Below are 14,935 nucleotides of genomic sequence, written 5' to 3'. Positions count from 1 at the left end.
TGGGCGCGGTCGCTTCCGCGCCACACCCACATCTGCCGGGCCAGTACATCTCCGCGGCAGCGCCTATTCGCGGGCCGCGGAAGACATGAACGACCACCCCACGGCGGCGCGGCGCGCCAGCGCCCGCGTCCGCGGGGCGGCCACGCGTGCGCTCACTGGTCCCAGCGGTAGGGCTGCACCTCGCTCTCCAGCGGCATTTCGATCGCGACCCGGGTCCCGCCACTCTCGCGCGGTTTGATCTCCAGGCTGCCGCCGAGCTCCCCGATGATGAGGGTCCGCACGATCTGCAGGCCGAGGTTGGTCGTGCCGTCGACGTCGAAGTCGGCGGGAAGCCCGCCTCCGTCGTCGATGACCTCGATGAACAGCTGTCCGGGGTGGTCCTCGACACCGGTGGGGTCATCGCGGCGCACACGGACCTCGATTCTGCCTTGCTCCTGCTTCAGCCCGTGCTCGACCGCGTTCTGCACCAGCTCCGCCAGGACCATCGACAGCGGGGTCGCGACGAGCGCGGACAGCAGCCCGAAGTTGCCGACGCGGCGCGGGTGCACCATGGCGCCGGTGGAGGAGACCTCCGCCGCCATCTCGATCACCCGGTCGGCTATGTCGTCGAAGTCCACGACCTCGTCGGGGGTGTGCGAGAGCATCTCGTGCACAATGGCGATCGAGCCGACCCTGCGCACGGCCTCGTCCAGGGCCGCGCGCCCCTCCGGGATGTTCAGCCGCCGAGACTGCAGGCGGAGGAGCGCCGCCACCGTCTGCAGGTTGTTCTTCACCCTGTGATGAATCTCACGGATGGTGGCGTCCTTGGTCATCAGCTCGCGCTCGCGGCGGCGCAGCTCGGTGACGTCGCGGACCATGACCAGCGCTCCGGCCCGCACTCCCCCGGTCACCAGCGGTATCGAGCGGAGCTGGACCGTGGAGCCGCGCGCCTCCACCTCGGACTCCTGCGGGACGCGCCCGCTGGCGGTCCAGGTCAGTGACTCGTCGCGGGGATCTCCCCCGGCCGCGGCGGCCAGGTCCAGGGTGGTGCGGTCCAGCCGTGCGCCCACCAGGTCGGCCGTCAGACCGAGACGCCGGTAGGCCGACAACGCGTTCGGGCTGGCGTAGACCACTTCCCCGTCCTGGTCGAGGCGGAGCAGGCCGTCGCCGACGCGCGGCGAGCGCACCATCAGCGGCCCCTGGTCGCTGAACGGGAATTCCCCCTCGGAGATCATCTGGGCCAGGTCACCAGCGCTCTGCAGGTAGGTGAGCTCCAGGCGGCTGGGCGTGCGCGCGGAGCTGAGGTTGGTGCTGCGCTGGATGACCGCGATGAGCTTCCCCTCGCGGCGGACCGGAATGGTCTCCTCACGCACGGGAACCCCGCCCGACCAGTCGGGATCGCCCTCGCGACAGATCCGGCCCTCGTCCCAGGCACGGTCGATCAGCGCTTTTCGGCCGCCCAGCCGGGACTGGACGTTGTCGTTGGCGACCTCCGACACATCGTCGCGCAGCACGGTCTCCACGAGATCGTCCTGGAACGCGGTTGGACCAGTGGTCGGTCGCATCTGGGAGACGGCGACCCAGCCGTTGTCGTCCCGCAGGCGGACCCAGAGGACCAGGTCAGCGAAGGAGAGGTCAGCCAGCAGCTGCCAGTCGGAGACCAGCGAGTGGAACCATTCGAGGTCCGCCGTCTTGAGCGCTGTGTAGCGCCTTATGAGATCACTGAGGTGAGGCACTCACAAATCATCCCACGGATGGGGGCATACTCAAGGGATGGACTCGACCAGTGGTCCAAACCAATGATGGCCGGGAAAGCGGTGGAGGATACCGACGTGACGGGTCAGCGCACACTCGAAGACGGCCCCCGGGTTCCGAAGTACTACCAGGTCAAAAAGCTACTTCTGGAACTGATCGAAACCATGCCCGCCGGGAACCCGGTGCCCCCCGAACGCGCGCTCGCGACTCAGTTCGGTACATCACGGACCACGGTGCGACAGGCCCTCACAGAGATGGTCGTCGAGGGCCGGCTCCTGCGGATCCAGGGCAAGGGGACATTCGTCGCCAAACCCAAGGTCGCGCAGGTGCTGCAACTCACCAGCTACACCCAGGAGATGCGGGCGCACGGGCTCCACCCGGCCACCCGCATCCTGGACGTCAGCTACATCAACGCCGACGACCAACTCGCCGAGCTACTGGCGATCCGGTCGGGCGGGCGCGTGCTCCGCATCGAACGGCTGCGGCTCGCCAACGGCGAACCGATGGCCGTGGAGACGGCCCACCTGGCCGCGCGCCGGTTCCCCGGGCTGCGGCGGCAGCTGGACCGCTACGCGTCGCTGTACGAGGCGCTGGCCAGCGCCTACGACGTCCGGCTGGCGGAGGCCGAGGCGACGATCGAGACCGTCCTGGCCACCCCGAACGAGGCCCGGCTGCTGGGCGTCGATGTCGGTCTGCCGCTGGTGCTGCACAGCCAGCACAGCTTCGACGCCGAGGGGAACCCCGTGGAGTGGGTGCGTTCGCTCTACCGGGGGGACCGGTACAAGTTCGTCACCCGCCTGCGCCCGCCGCGCGAGGAGTAAGCAGGGGGGCAGTTCGGAGAAGACGCCACCCGCCGGAATGTGTCCGTTCCGGCGGGTTGTGCGATACGTCACGCCACTGGTTTACTGACCGGTAATTTCAGTTTCTCCGGAACGCCCCACACGTCCGAGGAGAGTGACGCGTAGATGAGCACGTCCCCGTTCACCGGCCGCATCAGCGGGCATGGCGGCAGGCACGCGGTGGAGGTGGCCCGCCACCACGGCATCGACACGATGTTCACTCTGAGCGGCGGGCACGTGTTCCCCCTCTACGACGGGGCGGTGCAGCCTGAGCCGACCATGCGCCTCCTCGACGTGCGGCACGAGCAGACGGCTGTGTTCGGCGCCGAGGGCATCGGCAAGCTCACGCGGCGGGCCGGGATGGCGGTGGTGACCGCCGGCCCGGGCGTGACCAACGTCGTCAGCGGCATTGCGACGGCCCATTTCAACGGCTCACCGCTGGTCGTGGTCGGCGGACGCGCCCCGGACGGCCGCTGGGGGCAGGGCCTGCTCCAGGAACTCGACCAGCCCCCGCTGCTCACCCCGATCACCAAGCGTGCCGAGACCGTGCACGCCACGGACAGCATCGCGGCGACCATGGACGAGGCCTGCCACCTCGCCAACACCGCCCACCGCGGCCCGGTCTTCCTCGACATGCCAATGGACCGGCTCTACGATCAGGCCGCGGTCGATCTCGACGGGTATCGACCCCCAGCGGACCGAACACCCGAGCCCGAGTCGGTCGCGCATATCGCCCGCCTGATCAGCGAGGCGGAGCGGCCACTATTCGTCTTCGGATCCGACGTATGGATCGACGGCGCCGAGAAGGTGGCACTGGAGGTCGCGGACGCGCTGGGAATCCCGGTCATCACCAACGGCCAGGGACGCGGGGTCCTCCCGGCCGGACACCCGCTGCTGGCCACACGGGCACGCGGCGCCGCCTTCGGCGGAGCCGACCTGGTGGTGGTCGTCGGGACCCCGCTGGACTTCCGCCTCGGCCACGGCCTGTTCGGCGGAAAGGACGGCGCACCGCTGGCCAAGGTCGTCCACATCGCGGACTCCCCCGAGCAGATCGCGACCCACCTGACGCTGGCCGGGACGGCATCGGGCGACCTAGCGCAGGTGCTGCACGGAATCGGCAACGCCACGAAGCCCTCGGGCACTGTGGAGGCGTGGCGCACGACGCTAACTGAGACGGCCCAGGCGGCGGTAGCAGCCGACGCCGAGGCCCTGGCCAGCACCGCCGACCCGATCCACCCGGCGCGCATCTACGGCGAACTGAACAAGGTGCTGGATGACGACGCCGTGGTCATCGGCGACGGCGGAGACTTCGTTTCCTACGCGGGCAAGTACATCGAACCCAAGCAACCCGGCAACTGGCTCGACCCCGGTCCCTTCGGATGTCTGGGAACGGGCATGGGCTACTCCATCGCCGCCCGCCTCGCCCGCCCGTCCTCACAGGTCGTGACGCTGCTCGGTGACGGCGCCGCGGGATTCTCTCTGATGGACGTCGACACCCTCGTCCGCCACAAGCTGCCCGTGGTGATGGTCTGCGGCAACAACGGCATCTGGGGCTTGGAGAAGGCCCCGATGCAGATGCTCTACGGCTACGACGTCGTCGCGGACCTCAACCCGCAGACCCGTTACGACCAGGTGGTTCAGGCTCTGGGTGGGGGAGGCGAACTCGTCACCAAGCCGGCGGAGATCGCCCCAGCCCTGCGGCGGGCCTTCGACTCGGGGGTCCCCTACCTGGTCAACATCGCCACCGACCCGGAGAACGTCTACCCGCGCAAGACCATGGGGGTCTAGGGTTCGTCCCCCGCACGGGCGGGGCTTAGGAACTGCGAGCTACCCAGCTCACCCTCGTTCGCGGTCCATTCCCGCGCGGGCGGGGTTGAAAGCAAATGACCTGTGACGATATGGAGCGTTGCGTTCTCGTACTCCCGTGTCACTGCTGTTGTGCGGTGGCAAGGAAGCGATCGCGGTTCACGATCGCCCGTGCTACCGACCCTTCCGCGATGGTGTGAGTGTCCTGGGTGACGGCGATGTCGAACTCCAGGCGCTTGCCATCGACCTGTCTGAGGACAGCAGTCGCCTGAACTCGCGCGCCGACAGGAGTGGGGGCGGTGTGCGACAGGGCGACCTTGGTGCCGACGCTCGTGTAGCCCTCGTCCAGGTGTCCGGCCACGGCGGCGACGGTCGCCTCCTCTGCCAATGCCAGCACTCGCGGGGTCCCCAATACAGGAACGTCGCCGCTGCCAAGGGCGATGGCGGTCTCGTTGTCGGTCACCACGAGCTCGGCCGTGCCGTGTAGTCCCTCGCTGATGGTCATGCCGGAGAAACTATCCGATGGCGCACCGGCGCCCGCGATCCGCTACTCGATGACGGCGAGCAGGTCGCCCTCCTGGACCACGTCTCCCTCGGCAACGTCGATGCTGGACACGGTGCCCGGCTCCTCCGTCAGGACCGGGATCTCCATCTTCATCGATTCGAGGATGAACAGGGTCGCACCGGCGTCGACCTTGTCGCCCGGGGCCGCTGTCACCTTGAACACGTTGGCGACCATCTCCGCGCGGATCTCAGCCATGGTGTGCCCCTTTTCTTCCCTTGAGGGTGATTCTTCTCGAACGGGGACAGATCCTACGGCAGTACCCACCGGTAACAATCCTGGTCATCGGCGAGCGCGGGCGCGTTCGAGTACCCGGGCCGCGGCTGCTACCACCTCAGCGTCGTACTCGCGCCCCGCGTCCATCCGCAGCCGCTGCAGGACAGCCTTGATCCGGTCCTCGTCCTTCGACTCCCCCACGAGGTCGTCGAACGCGTTGGCCACCTTGATGATCCGGCTGCCCAGGGGCGGCGGACCGTCGTCGCCATCGCCCTCACAGGACTCGCACTGACGGCGGACCAGTTCGGCCACGGAGTCGAGCACACCCGTCTCGCGAATGACCGCCGACCCCAGCTCGGCGATGCGCCGCTGCTCGCGCGGCGAGGCCAGCACGGTGGCGCCGCCTGCGATCGGGTCGCGCAGCGAGAGTTGCCCGATATCGTGCATCAGCGCCGCGTACTCCAGCTCCAGCAGCTCCGACTCGCGCATGCCCAGCTCGCACCCGATCAACCGGGCCAGGCGGCTGACGCGCCGGGAATGGCCGGTCTCCACATATCCCCCGACCTCCGTCACACGGGACAGCGAGCGCACGGTCTGCAGGTAGGTGAGTCGAATCTCGGCGAAGCGGCGGAAGGCCACCTGCGTGACCAGCAGCGGCGCGGTGAACACCAGCAGCCCCACCAGCCCCGTCACGGTGCTGGCCAGCGCGATGAGCACGCCGGAGGAGCCGATCGCCATGCCGATCGCGAACTGCGCCCGCAGCTCGTCACCGAACGCGACGCTGAGGCGGGTGTGCAGCCGTTCGGCGCGGATGGCGGCCGCGATGGCGGCGTCGATCAGCCAGGCCGCGGCGACCAGGGCGGTCATCACGGCCACGATGAGCCACCAGTTGTCGGGGTCGGGCGGCACCTCGTGCACAAAGGGCCGGAACACCAACGCGGTGATCTCGACGATGAGCACGCGGCGCGCGAGGTCGCTCCAGCGCGGCTCACGGCCGACCGCGATGTGCGGCAGCTCGCCGAGCGCCACTCCGAGCGTGACGACGGCGATGACCTGCCACGCGGAGTGGGTCACCATCACGCCGCCGATACTCAGCAGGAACGCGTAACCGATGGCTCCGGCGGAGGCGATCGGCGCGACCTCCCGGTGTCCGGGCAGGGTGATGCGGGCCAGCTCACCGGCCGCGATGAGCACACCGAACGCGAGGGCGGCATGCGGCTCCACGAAGCCGACGAGCAGCGTCCAGATCAGCGAGCCGACGGCGCAGCCGCCCGCCGCCGTGATGAGCAGCGCCCGCGCAGGGTCGATACGGCCGGGGGACCACCCCCGATGCCGTATCGCCGTCCCCTCCACTTCGGGCCTCCGTTGCAGGATCATTCGTCACTTTCCCCCGCGACCCGCAGCGGAACGCTGGGGTCGTCATGGTCCTGCTGGGCTACCTCGGCGAGGTCGTCATCGGGCGGCTCTACCGCGTCGGGCGCCTGCCACCCGTCACGGGCCACGGCGGCGATCAGGGCGTCGACCATCACCGGGTCGAACTGCGGACCGGCGCATCGGCGCAGCTCCGCGATGGCTTCACCGATCGAGCGCGCCTTGCGGTAGGAGCGGGTGGACGTCATGCAGTCGAACGCGTCGGCCACCGAAAGGATACGGGCGAACTCCGGGATGTCCTCGCCGGAGAGCCCCATCGGGTAGCCGCCGCCGTCCATGCGCTCGTGGTGGTGCATGATCCCGGCGAGCGCCTCGTCCAGGAAGCCGATCTCCCGGACGATCTCGTACCCACGCATCGGGTGCAACTGGATAGCGGCGTACTCCTCCTCCGTCAGGCGCCCGGATTTCTGCAGGACCTTCGTCGGGACGCCGAGCTTTCCCACATCGTGCAGCATCCCGGCGTAGCGGATGGTGTGCACGCGCTCAGCATGCATGCCCAGTTCCTGGGCGATCATCACGGCGGCCTTGGCGACGCGCATGCAGTGGCCCCGTGTGTAGTAGTCCTTGGTCTCCACCGCCTGGCAGAGCGTGGCGAGAGTGGCGTCGTGCGCCTTCTGCTCGGCGATGTACTGGTCGAACGTCCAACGTGCGATGAACAGCGGCAGCAGCACCAGGAGCACGGCGAACGCGCCGACCGCGCCCCAGATGGCGGCGATGAACAGGCCGAGCATGCCGTAGCCGACCGACGACAGTTCGAGGCTGGCCAGCGGGCGCCAGCGCACCCGGCGAGGGCGCTGGATGTGCACAGCGCCCAGGCACCACATGAGGCCCCCGACGAGGGCGCTGTTAACCACGGTGTGGGTGAGGATCGCGACGGTGAAGGGCAGGACGATGAGCGGGAAGTCACCGCCCTCGGGGATGCCCATCCGACCGCCGAGAAGCTGGAAGATGTGGCCGGCCGCGTAACCGGCCAGGGCGAACTGGGCGCCGTTGAACAAGCGCTTGACGAGGTTCTGCCGACGGAAGACGACGAAGCACGAGGAGAAGCCGACCACGGCCGCCCCGATCGGGCCGACCAGCACGACGGCCGCCAGGGAGACCGACGAGCTCGGTGAGAGGCCCGTCTTCCCCGAGACGACCATCGTGCCGATGGACTCGGCCACCACGAACAGGACGGCGAGCAGGATCAGCGTGGCCGGATCGATCCCCGCGTAGGGACCGTGCAGCAGTACTGCGGCGGCGCTGAGGACGACGAGGCCGACGTACAACCGCGCCGCTCCCGGAAGCGAACGCAATTCCCGGTACCTCCCGCCCCGATGCCGACCGAACCGTCATGATTTCATCGATTCCGTTCTACCACCAGGACCACCCGCCGACATGGGTGACGAGCCACCCCGCTACGAAAACCAGGTACGTCAGTTTCGCGATCAGCAAAGTCACGGCCTACCGTCCTCTCCGGAGCTTCAGCACCGCGCACCCCCTGAATCTCCCCCGGGCGCGGCGCGAATATACCCCCATACGGCGGATATGACTGCTCAGTTTAACGGACCTTGAAGCGCTATCGATTTCCCCAACCCGAACAGCGCGACAACTGCGAGAAACCCCCACTACTCGGGTTTCAAACTGCGGAAATACGATTTAAATTCGTAGCTCGCGAAAGTCACTCTCCGCAATCCTTTTGCTGACTTGGCGGGCCGCAAAATCTCCGCACCGCAGTGGCTCCCGAACCACACCCGCCCCACGAAGGACGGCTTCCTTCACCCTATGTAACAGGCGTTCACATGCGACAACCGTATCGGCGCACTATATCCGAGTCACTTTTCGACCACGAAAAGCAATGACGCCACCGGGCGTGTCAATGACGTGCCCCGACACGCGGCGAAACGATTCCGTGTCCAAAAACCCGACTGTGGCCATCACCGTGGCTGTCAGATGATGTTTGAAGGACATTCCTGGACATGTCCTCCTATAAAAGTGAACAGCGGCCGATGTCATCGACCGCTGTGTCATGTCCCCTCATCCACCGCTTCGCCGGGATCCGCAGCGTGAGGTGTCCGTGGGGAGCGGTGGAATCGGCACGGCCCCCGGAACGGTACAGGGCACGGCCGGAACCACGTGCGGAAGCGCGCCGGGGCACGGGCTGGGCGGGCGGAAACAGAGCAGGAGCCGGTTCCGGAAGGCACTGCCGTAGCTCTCCCTGGCCCGAACGGACCGACCGCGGCTCCATTTCCCCTACGCGCGCTACGCCTCCCCGACGCCCGTCTCGCGCGCTTCCTGCTCCTTCTGCGCCGCCGCGAGTCGGTGCAGCACCTTCTCGCGCAAGTCACCGGGAACGGGGTCGCACCCGCAGTGCTTGGCGACCAGCTTCTTCACGGCCTCCTCAAGGCCGTACTCCTCCAGGCACGGTCCGCACTCGTCGAGGTGCTGTCGAATCTCGTCGCAGTTGGACTCTGCGAGCTCGCCATCGATGTATGTGTACACCTTGGCCAATACTTCGCTACAAGGCGTAGCGTGCGGTTTTCCGCACATCATCGTTGGTCCCTCCGACGTGCCCCACCAGTTGACGCTTCCATAGCCTCGGACCCGGCGCCTTCCGGCGAGAGGACGCCCCGGTCAACCGCGTACTCCTCAAGGAGCGTACGGAGCTGTCGTCTCCCCCGGTGCAGACGCGACATCACGGTCCCGATCGGGGTGTCCATGATCTCGGCGACCTCCTTGTAGGCGAAGCCCTCGACATCCGCCAGGTAGACCGCGATCCGGAAGTCCTCCGGCAGCTCCTGCAGCGCGCGCTTGACGTCACTGTCGGGAAGGTGCTCCAGCGCCTCGGCCTCAGCGGACTTCAGCCCAGAGGAGGTGTGCGACGCCGCCTGTGCAAGCTGCCAGTCCTCGACGTCCTCGGTCCCCGCCTGCTTCGGCTCCCGCTGCTTCTTGCGGTAGGAGTTGATGAAGGTGTTGGTGAGGATCCGGTAGAGCCACGCCTTAAGGTTGGTCCCTTCCTTGAACTGGTGGAACGAACCAAATGCCTTGGCGAACGTCTCCTGGACGAGATCTTCGGCGTCGGACGGGTTACGGGTCATCCGCAACGCGGCCGAGTACAGCTGGTCCAAGAACGGGAGTACGTCCCGCTCGAACCGCGCTCCTCGATCCTCGATAGTCTCTTGGCCCTGATTCAAACCCGCCTGCCTCCTTGTGCTGGCATCTCGTGGGGCAACCGTAGCCTCACGATACGACCCCGGAGCAGCGGGACGCACGCTTGAACCCGGGGGCGACGAGTCGGGGCGATCTTTCAGCAAGCAAGCGCTGGCGCTGGGCATGGACCTGCCTTTACTGTCCTTATCAGGCCGTACTCGGAGCTGCCGGGCCACGGAGCGGCAGCCGACCCGGGGGCGGCCGGGCTGGCGGTGATGTCGGTGCCAACAATGGGCACCGCTCACTGATTCCGTCCCACAGCCGGTCCGATACATCCGATGACTCCCCGCGACTTCCTCCGACGGCTGAATCCGGGGAGGTGAGCCGTGGAAGAGTACGGGTAAACCCTCAACATCAGACGTGGGAGAGGAGCGTGCGTGCGACCGTCCTCCAGTTCCGCAGCCCGTGTGCCGGAGCCCCCGTCCGCCGACACCGCGGCGGATCCCCAGTCGATCCGATCCCCCGCGGCACATTTCTCCACCACTGACTCGCTGACCGCCTACTGGCGGTTCTACTGGGCCGTAGCCGACGCCCAGCTGGCCCGTTGGCTCCCCCGGACCCCCGGATTGATCCTGGATATGTCGCACCCGGATTTTCCCGGCGCCCAGCGCGCCGTCGCGGCCGGGCACGACGTCATCCCACTCCTGCCCAGAGTCGAGAGATCCGTGCGACGCCCGCTGACTCTGGTCAACGGCCACGCCCCAGCCCAGCGCGGACAGACCCCCGGACGACTCCGCCCGGTCGTCGGGGACGCCACGCTGCTACCGAGCTTCGCGTCGAACGTCTTCGACGGTGTCATCGCCGACAACCGCATCCTCTCCCAGCACCTCGCGACCGAGACGTCGCTGGCCGAGATCGAGCGCGTACTGCGCCCGGGTGGCCGCACGCTACTGTCCGTCGACTCTGTTGTGCTGGGGATGGCCCTGCTGGCCGAACAGGACTGCTGGCCAGAGCTGAGCTTCGCTCCCAAGGCCGACGTGCTCCTCGTCCCGTGGCCCGACGGGTCCATCACGCGGTGCTTCACAGCGGAACAGCTGTCCGAGCTGTTGACCGAGGTGGGGCTGGAGCTGGAGTGGATCAAGCCGCGTACCGTGCTGTCGGCGTCCACGGTGGAGATGATGGTGAACGGCGACCCGAGGGCACTGAACCGGCTGGTCGACATGGAACTCAAAGCATCAGAATCCGACGACTATGTCGGCGTCCACCTGCTAGCCAGCGCCCGCAAGCCGGTCGATGCCGCGTGAGACGACGACCACAACCTGCCCCAAAGCACATAACGCGAGGCTAACGCCTCGCGTTATTGCATGTCGGCGGCTGTAAGCCCGACAAGCGCGGCCATGTGGCCATCAAGGCGGCGATGCAGACGGCGTCCTGTATACGGCAGGATCAGAGGGTTCTAAATGCCCCGATTAAAGGACATAAATGAAGAACCCTCTGGTGCGCGCTCTGGCCGTGGCGGCGCTCTGTGCCGCCTCCGCCTGCGGGAATCCGGAGCCAACCGAGACGTCGGATTCCGCTGCATCCGAGTCGCCCTCCCCCACCCCCGAGTCCCCCTCCCCAAGCCCGTCGGTCACCCCTCAGGCCCCTGATGAGCCCGACGTCGACGCGCCTGTCCCCACCCCACCGGGGCCGACAGGAACCACCCAGACCGGTGACGGGTCTGGCACAGAGGATCTCGACCCTCGGCTGTTCGGCCTGTGGAAGGCGCCTTCCGAGAGTGAAGACGGCAGCTTGACGACGGTATTCATCTTGCGAGGCGGAACAGTCTCCGTGAACCAGGGCCCCTTCACCTGTAGGGGAACCATCGAGCCCTTTGGGGATGCCTACGTCATCACATACACCGAGTGCGTCGTTCCGCTCCCGACTGTGACTGTGACCCTCGGTCCGGACGGTGAAACCCTGACCGTGACGGCCCCAGGAGAGTCCAAAACGGAGACGTGGCAACTCTTGCAGCGGCCTGAATGAGTCAGGAGTCTCCATACGCAGGTTGGATCGGAATCGGACGAAGATATCGGGCCGGTGCGGCGCCCACTGGCGCCGCACCGGCCCTCTCCGTAGTCGTCCGGTCGGGCGGACAGCGTTCGACCCTGGAGTCAAACGCTGCCCCGGCTCACCAGACCTTAGGCCAGTGCCAGCAAGTACTAGTCAGCGATCGGCAGGTAGACGCGCTTGCCCTGCTCTGCGAACTCCTCGGACTTGTCTTGCATGCCCTTCTCGATGGCCTCCACCGTGGACAGGCCGTTCTCCTCCGCGTACTTGCGGACGTCCTGCGAGATCTTCATCGAGCAGAACTTCGGCCCGCACATGGAGCAGAAGTGCGCGGTCTTGGCCGGTTCGGCCGGGAGGGTCTCATCGTGGAAGGCCTGGGCGGTCTCTGGGTCGAGTGCCAGGTGGAACTGGTCCTGCCAGCGGAATTCGAAGCGGGCCTGGGACAGAGCGTCGTCCCACTCCTGTGCCCTCGGGTGCCCCTTCGCCAGGTCGGCGGAGTGGGCGGCGAGCCTGTAGGTGATGACGCCGGTCTTGACGTCGTCGCGGTTGGGTAGGCCGAGGTGCTCCTTGGGCGTCACGTAGCAGAGCATCGCCGTGCCGCACCAGCCGATCTGCGCCGCACCGATGGCCGAGGTGATGTGGTCGTACCCGGGCGCGATGTCGGTCGCCAGCGGCCCCAGCGTGTAGAACGGGGCCTCGCCGCACAGCTCCTCTTCGAGCCGCACGTTCTCGGCGATCTTGTGCATCGGTACGTGGCCGGGGCCCTCGATCATCACCTGGACGTCGTGCTCCCGCGCGATGTGCGTGAGCTCGCCCAGCGTGCGCAGCTCGGCGAACTGCGCCTCGTCGTTGGCGTCGGCGATGGAGCCCGGCCGCAGCCCGTCGCCCAGCGAGAACGTGATGTCGTACTCGCGGAAGATCTCGCACAGCTCCTCGTAGTGCGTGTAGAGGAAGCTCTCCTTGTGGTGGGCCAGGCACCAGGCGGCCATGATCGAGCCGCCACGCGACACGATGCCGGTGACCCGCTTCGCCGTGAGCGGGACGTAGCGCAGCAGCACACCCGCGTGGACGGTCATGTAGTCCACGCCCTGCTCGGCCTGCTCGATGATGGTGTCGCGGTAGATCTCCCAGGACAGCGCAGCCGGGTCGCCGTTGACCTTTTCCAGCGCCTGGTAGATCGGGACGGTGCCGACGGGCACCGGGGAGTTGCGGATGATCCACTCGCGCGTCTCGTGGATGCGCTTGCCGGTGGACAGGTCCATGATCGTGTCGGCGCCCCACCGGCTGGCCCACACCATCTTTTCCACCTCCTCGGCGACCGAGGAGGTGACGGCGGAGTTGCCGATGTTGGCGTTGATCTTCACGAGGAAGTTCTTGCCGATGATCATCGGCTCGGACTCCGGGTGTCGACGGTTCGCGGGGATGATCGCCCGCCCGATGGCGAGCTCGGACCGGACGAAGTCCGGGTCCATGCCCTCGCGCGCGGCGATGAACCGCATTTCCGGGGTGATGACGCCGGCCTTCGCGTAGGCCAGCTGGGTGACCGCGCCGTTGATGGGCTCGCGGTCGTTGATCCACGCCTCGCGTGTCCGGGCGAGCCCGGCATGCACGTCGATGGTCGCGGAGGAGTCGGTGTACGGACCCGAGGTGTCGTACAGGTCGATGTGGCTGCCGTTGCTGAGTCCCACCCGCCGTTGCGGGACCTTGAGCTTCCGCCCCGAAGCGGGGTCGTCAACCTCCAGGTACACCTTTTCCGAGCCCATGATGGGGCCGGAGGTCACGGTGGGTTGGACACTACGGTCGTCAAGCGCCGTCAAGGCACGCCTCCCTACGCCGGAATTACCCGAACAGGTTCTGCGGTCGGCGGCACCGTCCCCTTCTGGCGACAGCCGCCCTCTCAGCCCGCCAAGGCGCGAGCTCCCGCGGTTCTTCATTTTTTGTCGACCGTGTTCTTCGCCGCGACGATCGACCGCCGTACCCGCGAAGCCGGCACGACGCGATCGCGCAAACGCGAACACGGACCCTATGACCGGGGCCACCATACCCATGGCGTGTGCGGGGTTTCCACCCCTGGCCCCATGGCGCACCGGCCGCCCCCGGTCGGTCAGTGCGCCCGAACCGGCTAGAACAGGGTCCCTGGCTCGGAGTCTTCCTGCACCGGTTCCAGCAGCTCAGGACCGTTGTTGCGGACGCTGTTGACGGCGGTCCCCACCTGGTGGATGTCGAAATCGCGAACGGGGGTCGAGGCCATGACGTGCTGGAGATCGGCGATGCCGGAGGCTGGGTCCAACCAGGTGTCCCAGGCATCGCGTGGGACGACGATCGGCATCCGCTCGTGAATGTGCTCCAGCTCCGGGGCGGCCTCGGTGGTGACGACCGTGCAGGTCCACAGCCAGGCGTCCGGGTCATCCTCCGGGAGCTCGGGGTTGCGCCACCGCTCGAAGAGACCGGCGAGGGCGAGCGGGGAGCCGTCGGCGTAGCGGACAGCGAAAGGGCGCTTCTTGGACTTGGACTTGCGCCGCTTGTGGCCGGGGTCGGTGGACGGGGACGTACCGGGCTCAGACGCGCCCGGTGCCTCGTCGGGCATCAGCTGCCACTCGTAATAGGCGTCGGCCGGCAGGAGGCAGCGCCGCCGCTTGAACGCGGCCCGGAAAGCCGGCTTCTCAGCGACGGTCTCGCCACGGGCGTTGATCATCTTGTAGCCGACGTTGACGTCCTTCGCCCACGATGGCACCAGCCCCCAGCGCAGCGTGCGCAGGTACTGCGGCCCTGTGGGGCGCGCGCCGCGCCCGGCCTCGCCGGGCGGTGTGCCGAGCACGGCGTAGACGGACTTGCCCGGCGCGATGTTGTAGTCGGGCTGGAGTTCTTCCAGCGGGGGCCAGGAGCGAGCGTCACGCGCCGCCTCGACCGCCTCGTCGATCTCCGGAAGGTCGAAGGCGAGCTGAAGCTCGTGCTGGTTTCGCGCCTGGGCATAACGGCCACACATGGTGAGTAAGTATTACATCCGACCAGTGACATGACGGGTCGACGACCTGCGGAGCACTGATGTTGCTTCGGTTCGGTGGACAGGTGTCCGCTTTCGGATACTTTGTCACTGAACGAGGAGATCAACGTGCCCAAGACCCGACCCGCCTACCCGCCGGAGTACCGCGAGCAGATCATCTCGCTG

12 protein-coding genes are annotated in these 14,935 nt (G+C 67.4%); 3 read left to right on the top strand and 9 right to left on the bottom strand.

The features are described from left to right. Window positions 1-152: 152 nt before the first annotated feature. A complete protein-coding gene (locus tag ABD259_RS24565) occupies window positions 153-1,715 on the bottom strand; it encodes a sensor histidine kinase (protein ID WP_344101461.1) in 1,563 nt (520 codons plus the stop codon). Between the two features lie 96 nt (window positions 1,716-1,811). Here ABD259_RS24565 and ABD259_RS24560 point away from each other — a divergent pair, with 96 nt between their 5' ends. Then, on the top strand, window positions 1,812-2,555 hold the full coding sequence (locus tag ABD259_RS24560) for a GntR family transcriptional regulator (protein WP_344101463.1): 744 nt from the start codon (window positions 1,812-1,814) through the stop codon (window positions 2,553-2,555). 144 nt (window positions 2,556-2,699) lie between these two features. Next, window positions 2,700-4,361, top strand: a complete 1,662-nt coding sequence (locus tag ABD259_RS24555) for an acetolactate synthase (protein ID WP_344165564.1) — start codon at window positions 2,700-2,702, stop codon at window positions 4,359-4,361. A gap of 139 nt (window positions 4,362-4,500) precedes the next feature. On the opposite strand, the gene ABD259_RS24550 is transcribed toward ABD259_RS24555, so the two are convergent. From ABD259_RS24550 to ABD259_RS24525, 6 genes are all read right to left on the bottom strand, one after another. Continuing rightward, the gene (locus ABD259_RS24550) at window positions 4,501-4,884 is read right to left on the bottom strand and encodes a thioesterase family protein (RefSeq protein ID WP_344101467.1); all 384 of its coding nucleotides are present in this window, start codon (window positions 4,882-4,884) and stop codon (window positions 4,501-4,503) included. 42 nt (window positions 4,885-4,926) lie between these two features. Next, window positions 4,927-5,139 (bottom strand): biotin/lipoyl-binding carrier protein, encoded by a 213-nt coding sequence (locus ABD259_RS24545; protein WP_344101469.1) that lies wholly within the window; start codon window positions 5,137-5,139, stop codon window positions 4,927-4,929. Window positions 5,140-5,223: 84 nt separating this feature from the next. Next, a complete protein-coding gene (locus tag ABD259_RS24540; protein ID WP_344101471.1) occupies window positions 5,224-6,534 on the bottom strand; it encodes an HD-GYP domain-containing protein in 1,311 nt (436 codons plus the stop codon). Next, window positions 6,531-7,883, bottom strand: a complete 1,353-nt coding sequence (locus tag ABD259_RS24535; protein WP_412759359.1) for an HD-GYP domain-containing protein — start codon at window positions 7,881-7,883, stop codon at window positions 6,531-6,533. Before ABD259_RS24535 ends, ABD259_RS24540 begins: the two co-directional genes overlap by 4 nt. A 946-nt stretch (window positions 7,884-8,829) precedes the next feature. After that, window positions 8,830-9,120, bottom strand: a complete 291-nt coding sequence (gene rsrA / locus ABD259_RS24530) for a mycothiol system anti-sigma-R factor (RefSeq protein ID WP_026125516.1) — start codon at window positions 9,118-9,120, stop codon at window positions 8,830-8,832. After that, window positions 9,117-9,761 carry a sigma-70 family RNA polymerase sigma factor gene (locus ABD259_RS24525; RefSeq protein WP_344101472.1) on the bottom strand — a complete coding sequence of 215 codons (645 nt, stop codon included), beginning with the start codon at window positions 9,759-9,761 and terminating at the stop codon, window positions 9,117-9,119. Before ABD259_RS24525 ends, rsrA begins: the two co-directional genes overlap by 4 nt. A 393-nt stretch (window positions 9,762-10,154) precedes the next feature. Between ABD259_RS24525 and ABD259_RS24520 the strand changes: the two genes are divergently transcribed. Further along, on the top strand, window positions 10,155-11,021 hold the full coding sequence (locus ABD259_RS24520; protein ID WP_412759360.1) for a methyltransferase domain-containing protein: 867 nt from the start codon (window positions 10,155-10,157) through the stop codon (window positions 11,019-11,021). 897 nt (window positions 11,022-11,918) lie between these two features. Here ABD259_RS24520 and thiC read toward each other — a convergent pair. Both thiC and ABD259_RS24510 read right to left on the bottom strand, forming a co-directional pair. Further along, complete coding sequence (gene thiC / locus ABD259_RS24515; RefSeq protein WP_344165561.1) at window positions 11,919-13,583, bottom strand: phosphomethylpyrimidine synthase ThiC; 1,665 nt, start codon at window positions 13,581-13,583, stop codon at window positions 11,919-11,921. Window positions 13,584-13,888: 305 nt separating this feature from the next. Beyond that, on the bottom strand, window positions 13,889-14,752 hold the full coding sequence (locus ABD259_RS24510; RefSeq protein WP_344101476.1) for an SOS response-associated peptidase: 864 nt from the start codon (window positions 14,750-14,752) through the stop codon (window positions 13,889-13,891). Window positions 14,753-14,935 lie beyond the last annotated feature (183 nt).

This window comes from Nocardiopsis rhodophaea (genome assembly GCF_039530945.1).
GTDB classification, from domain to species: Bacteria; Actinomycetota; Actinomycetes; order Streptosporangiales; family Streptosporangiaceae; genus Nocardiopsis_C; species Nocardiopsis_C rhodophaea.
The sequence above is the reverse complement of the archived record's forward strand: the minus strand, read 5'-3'. Positions and strand labels throughout refer to the sequence as shown.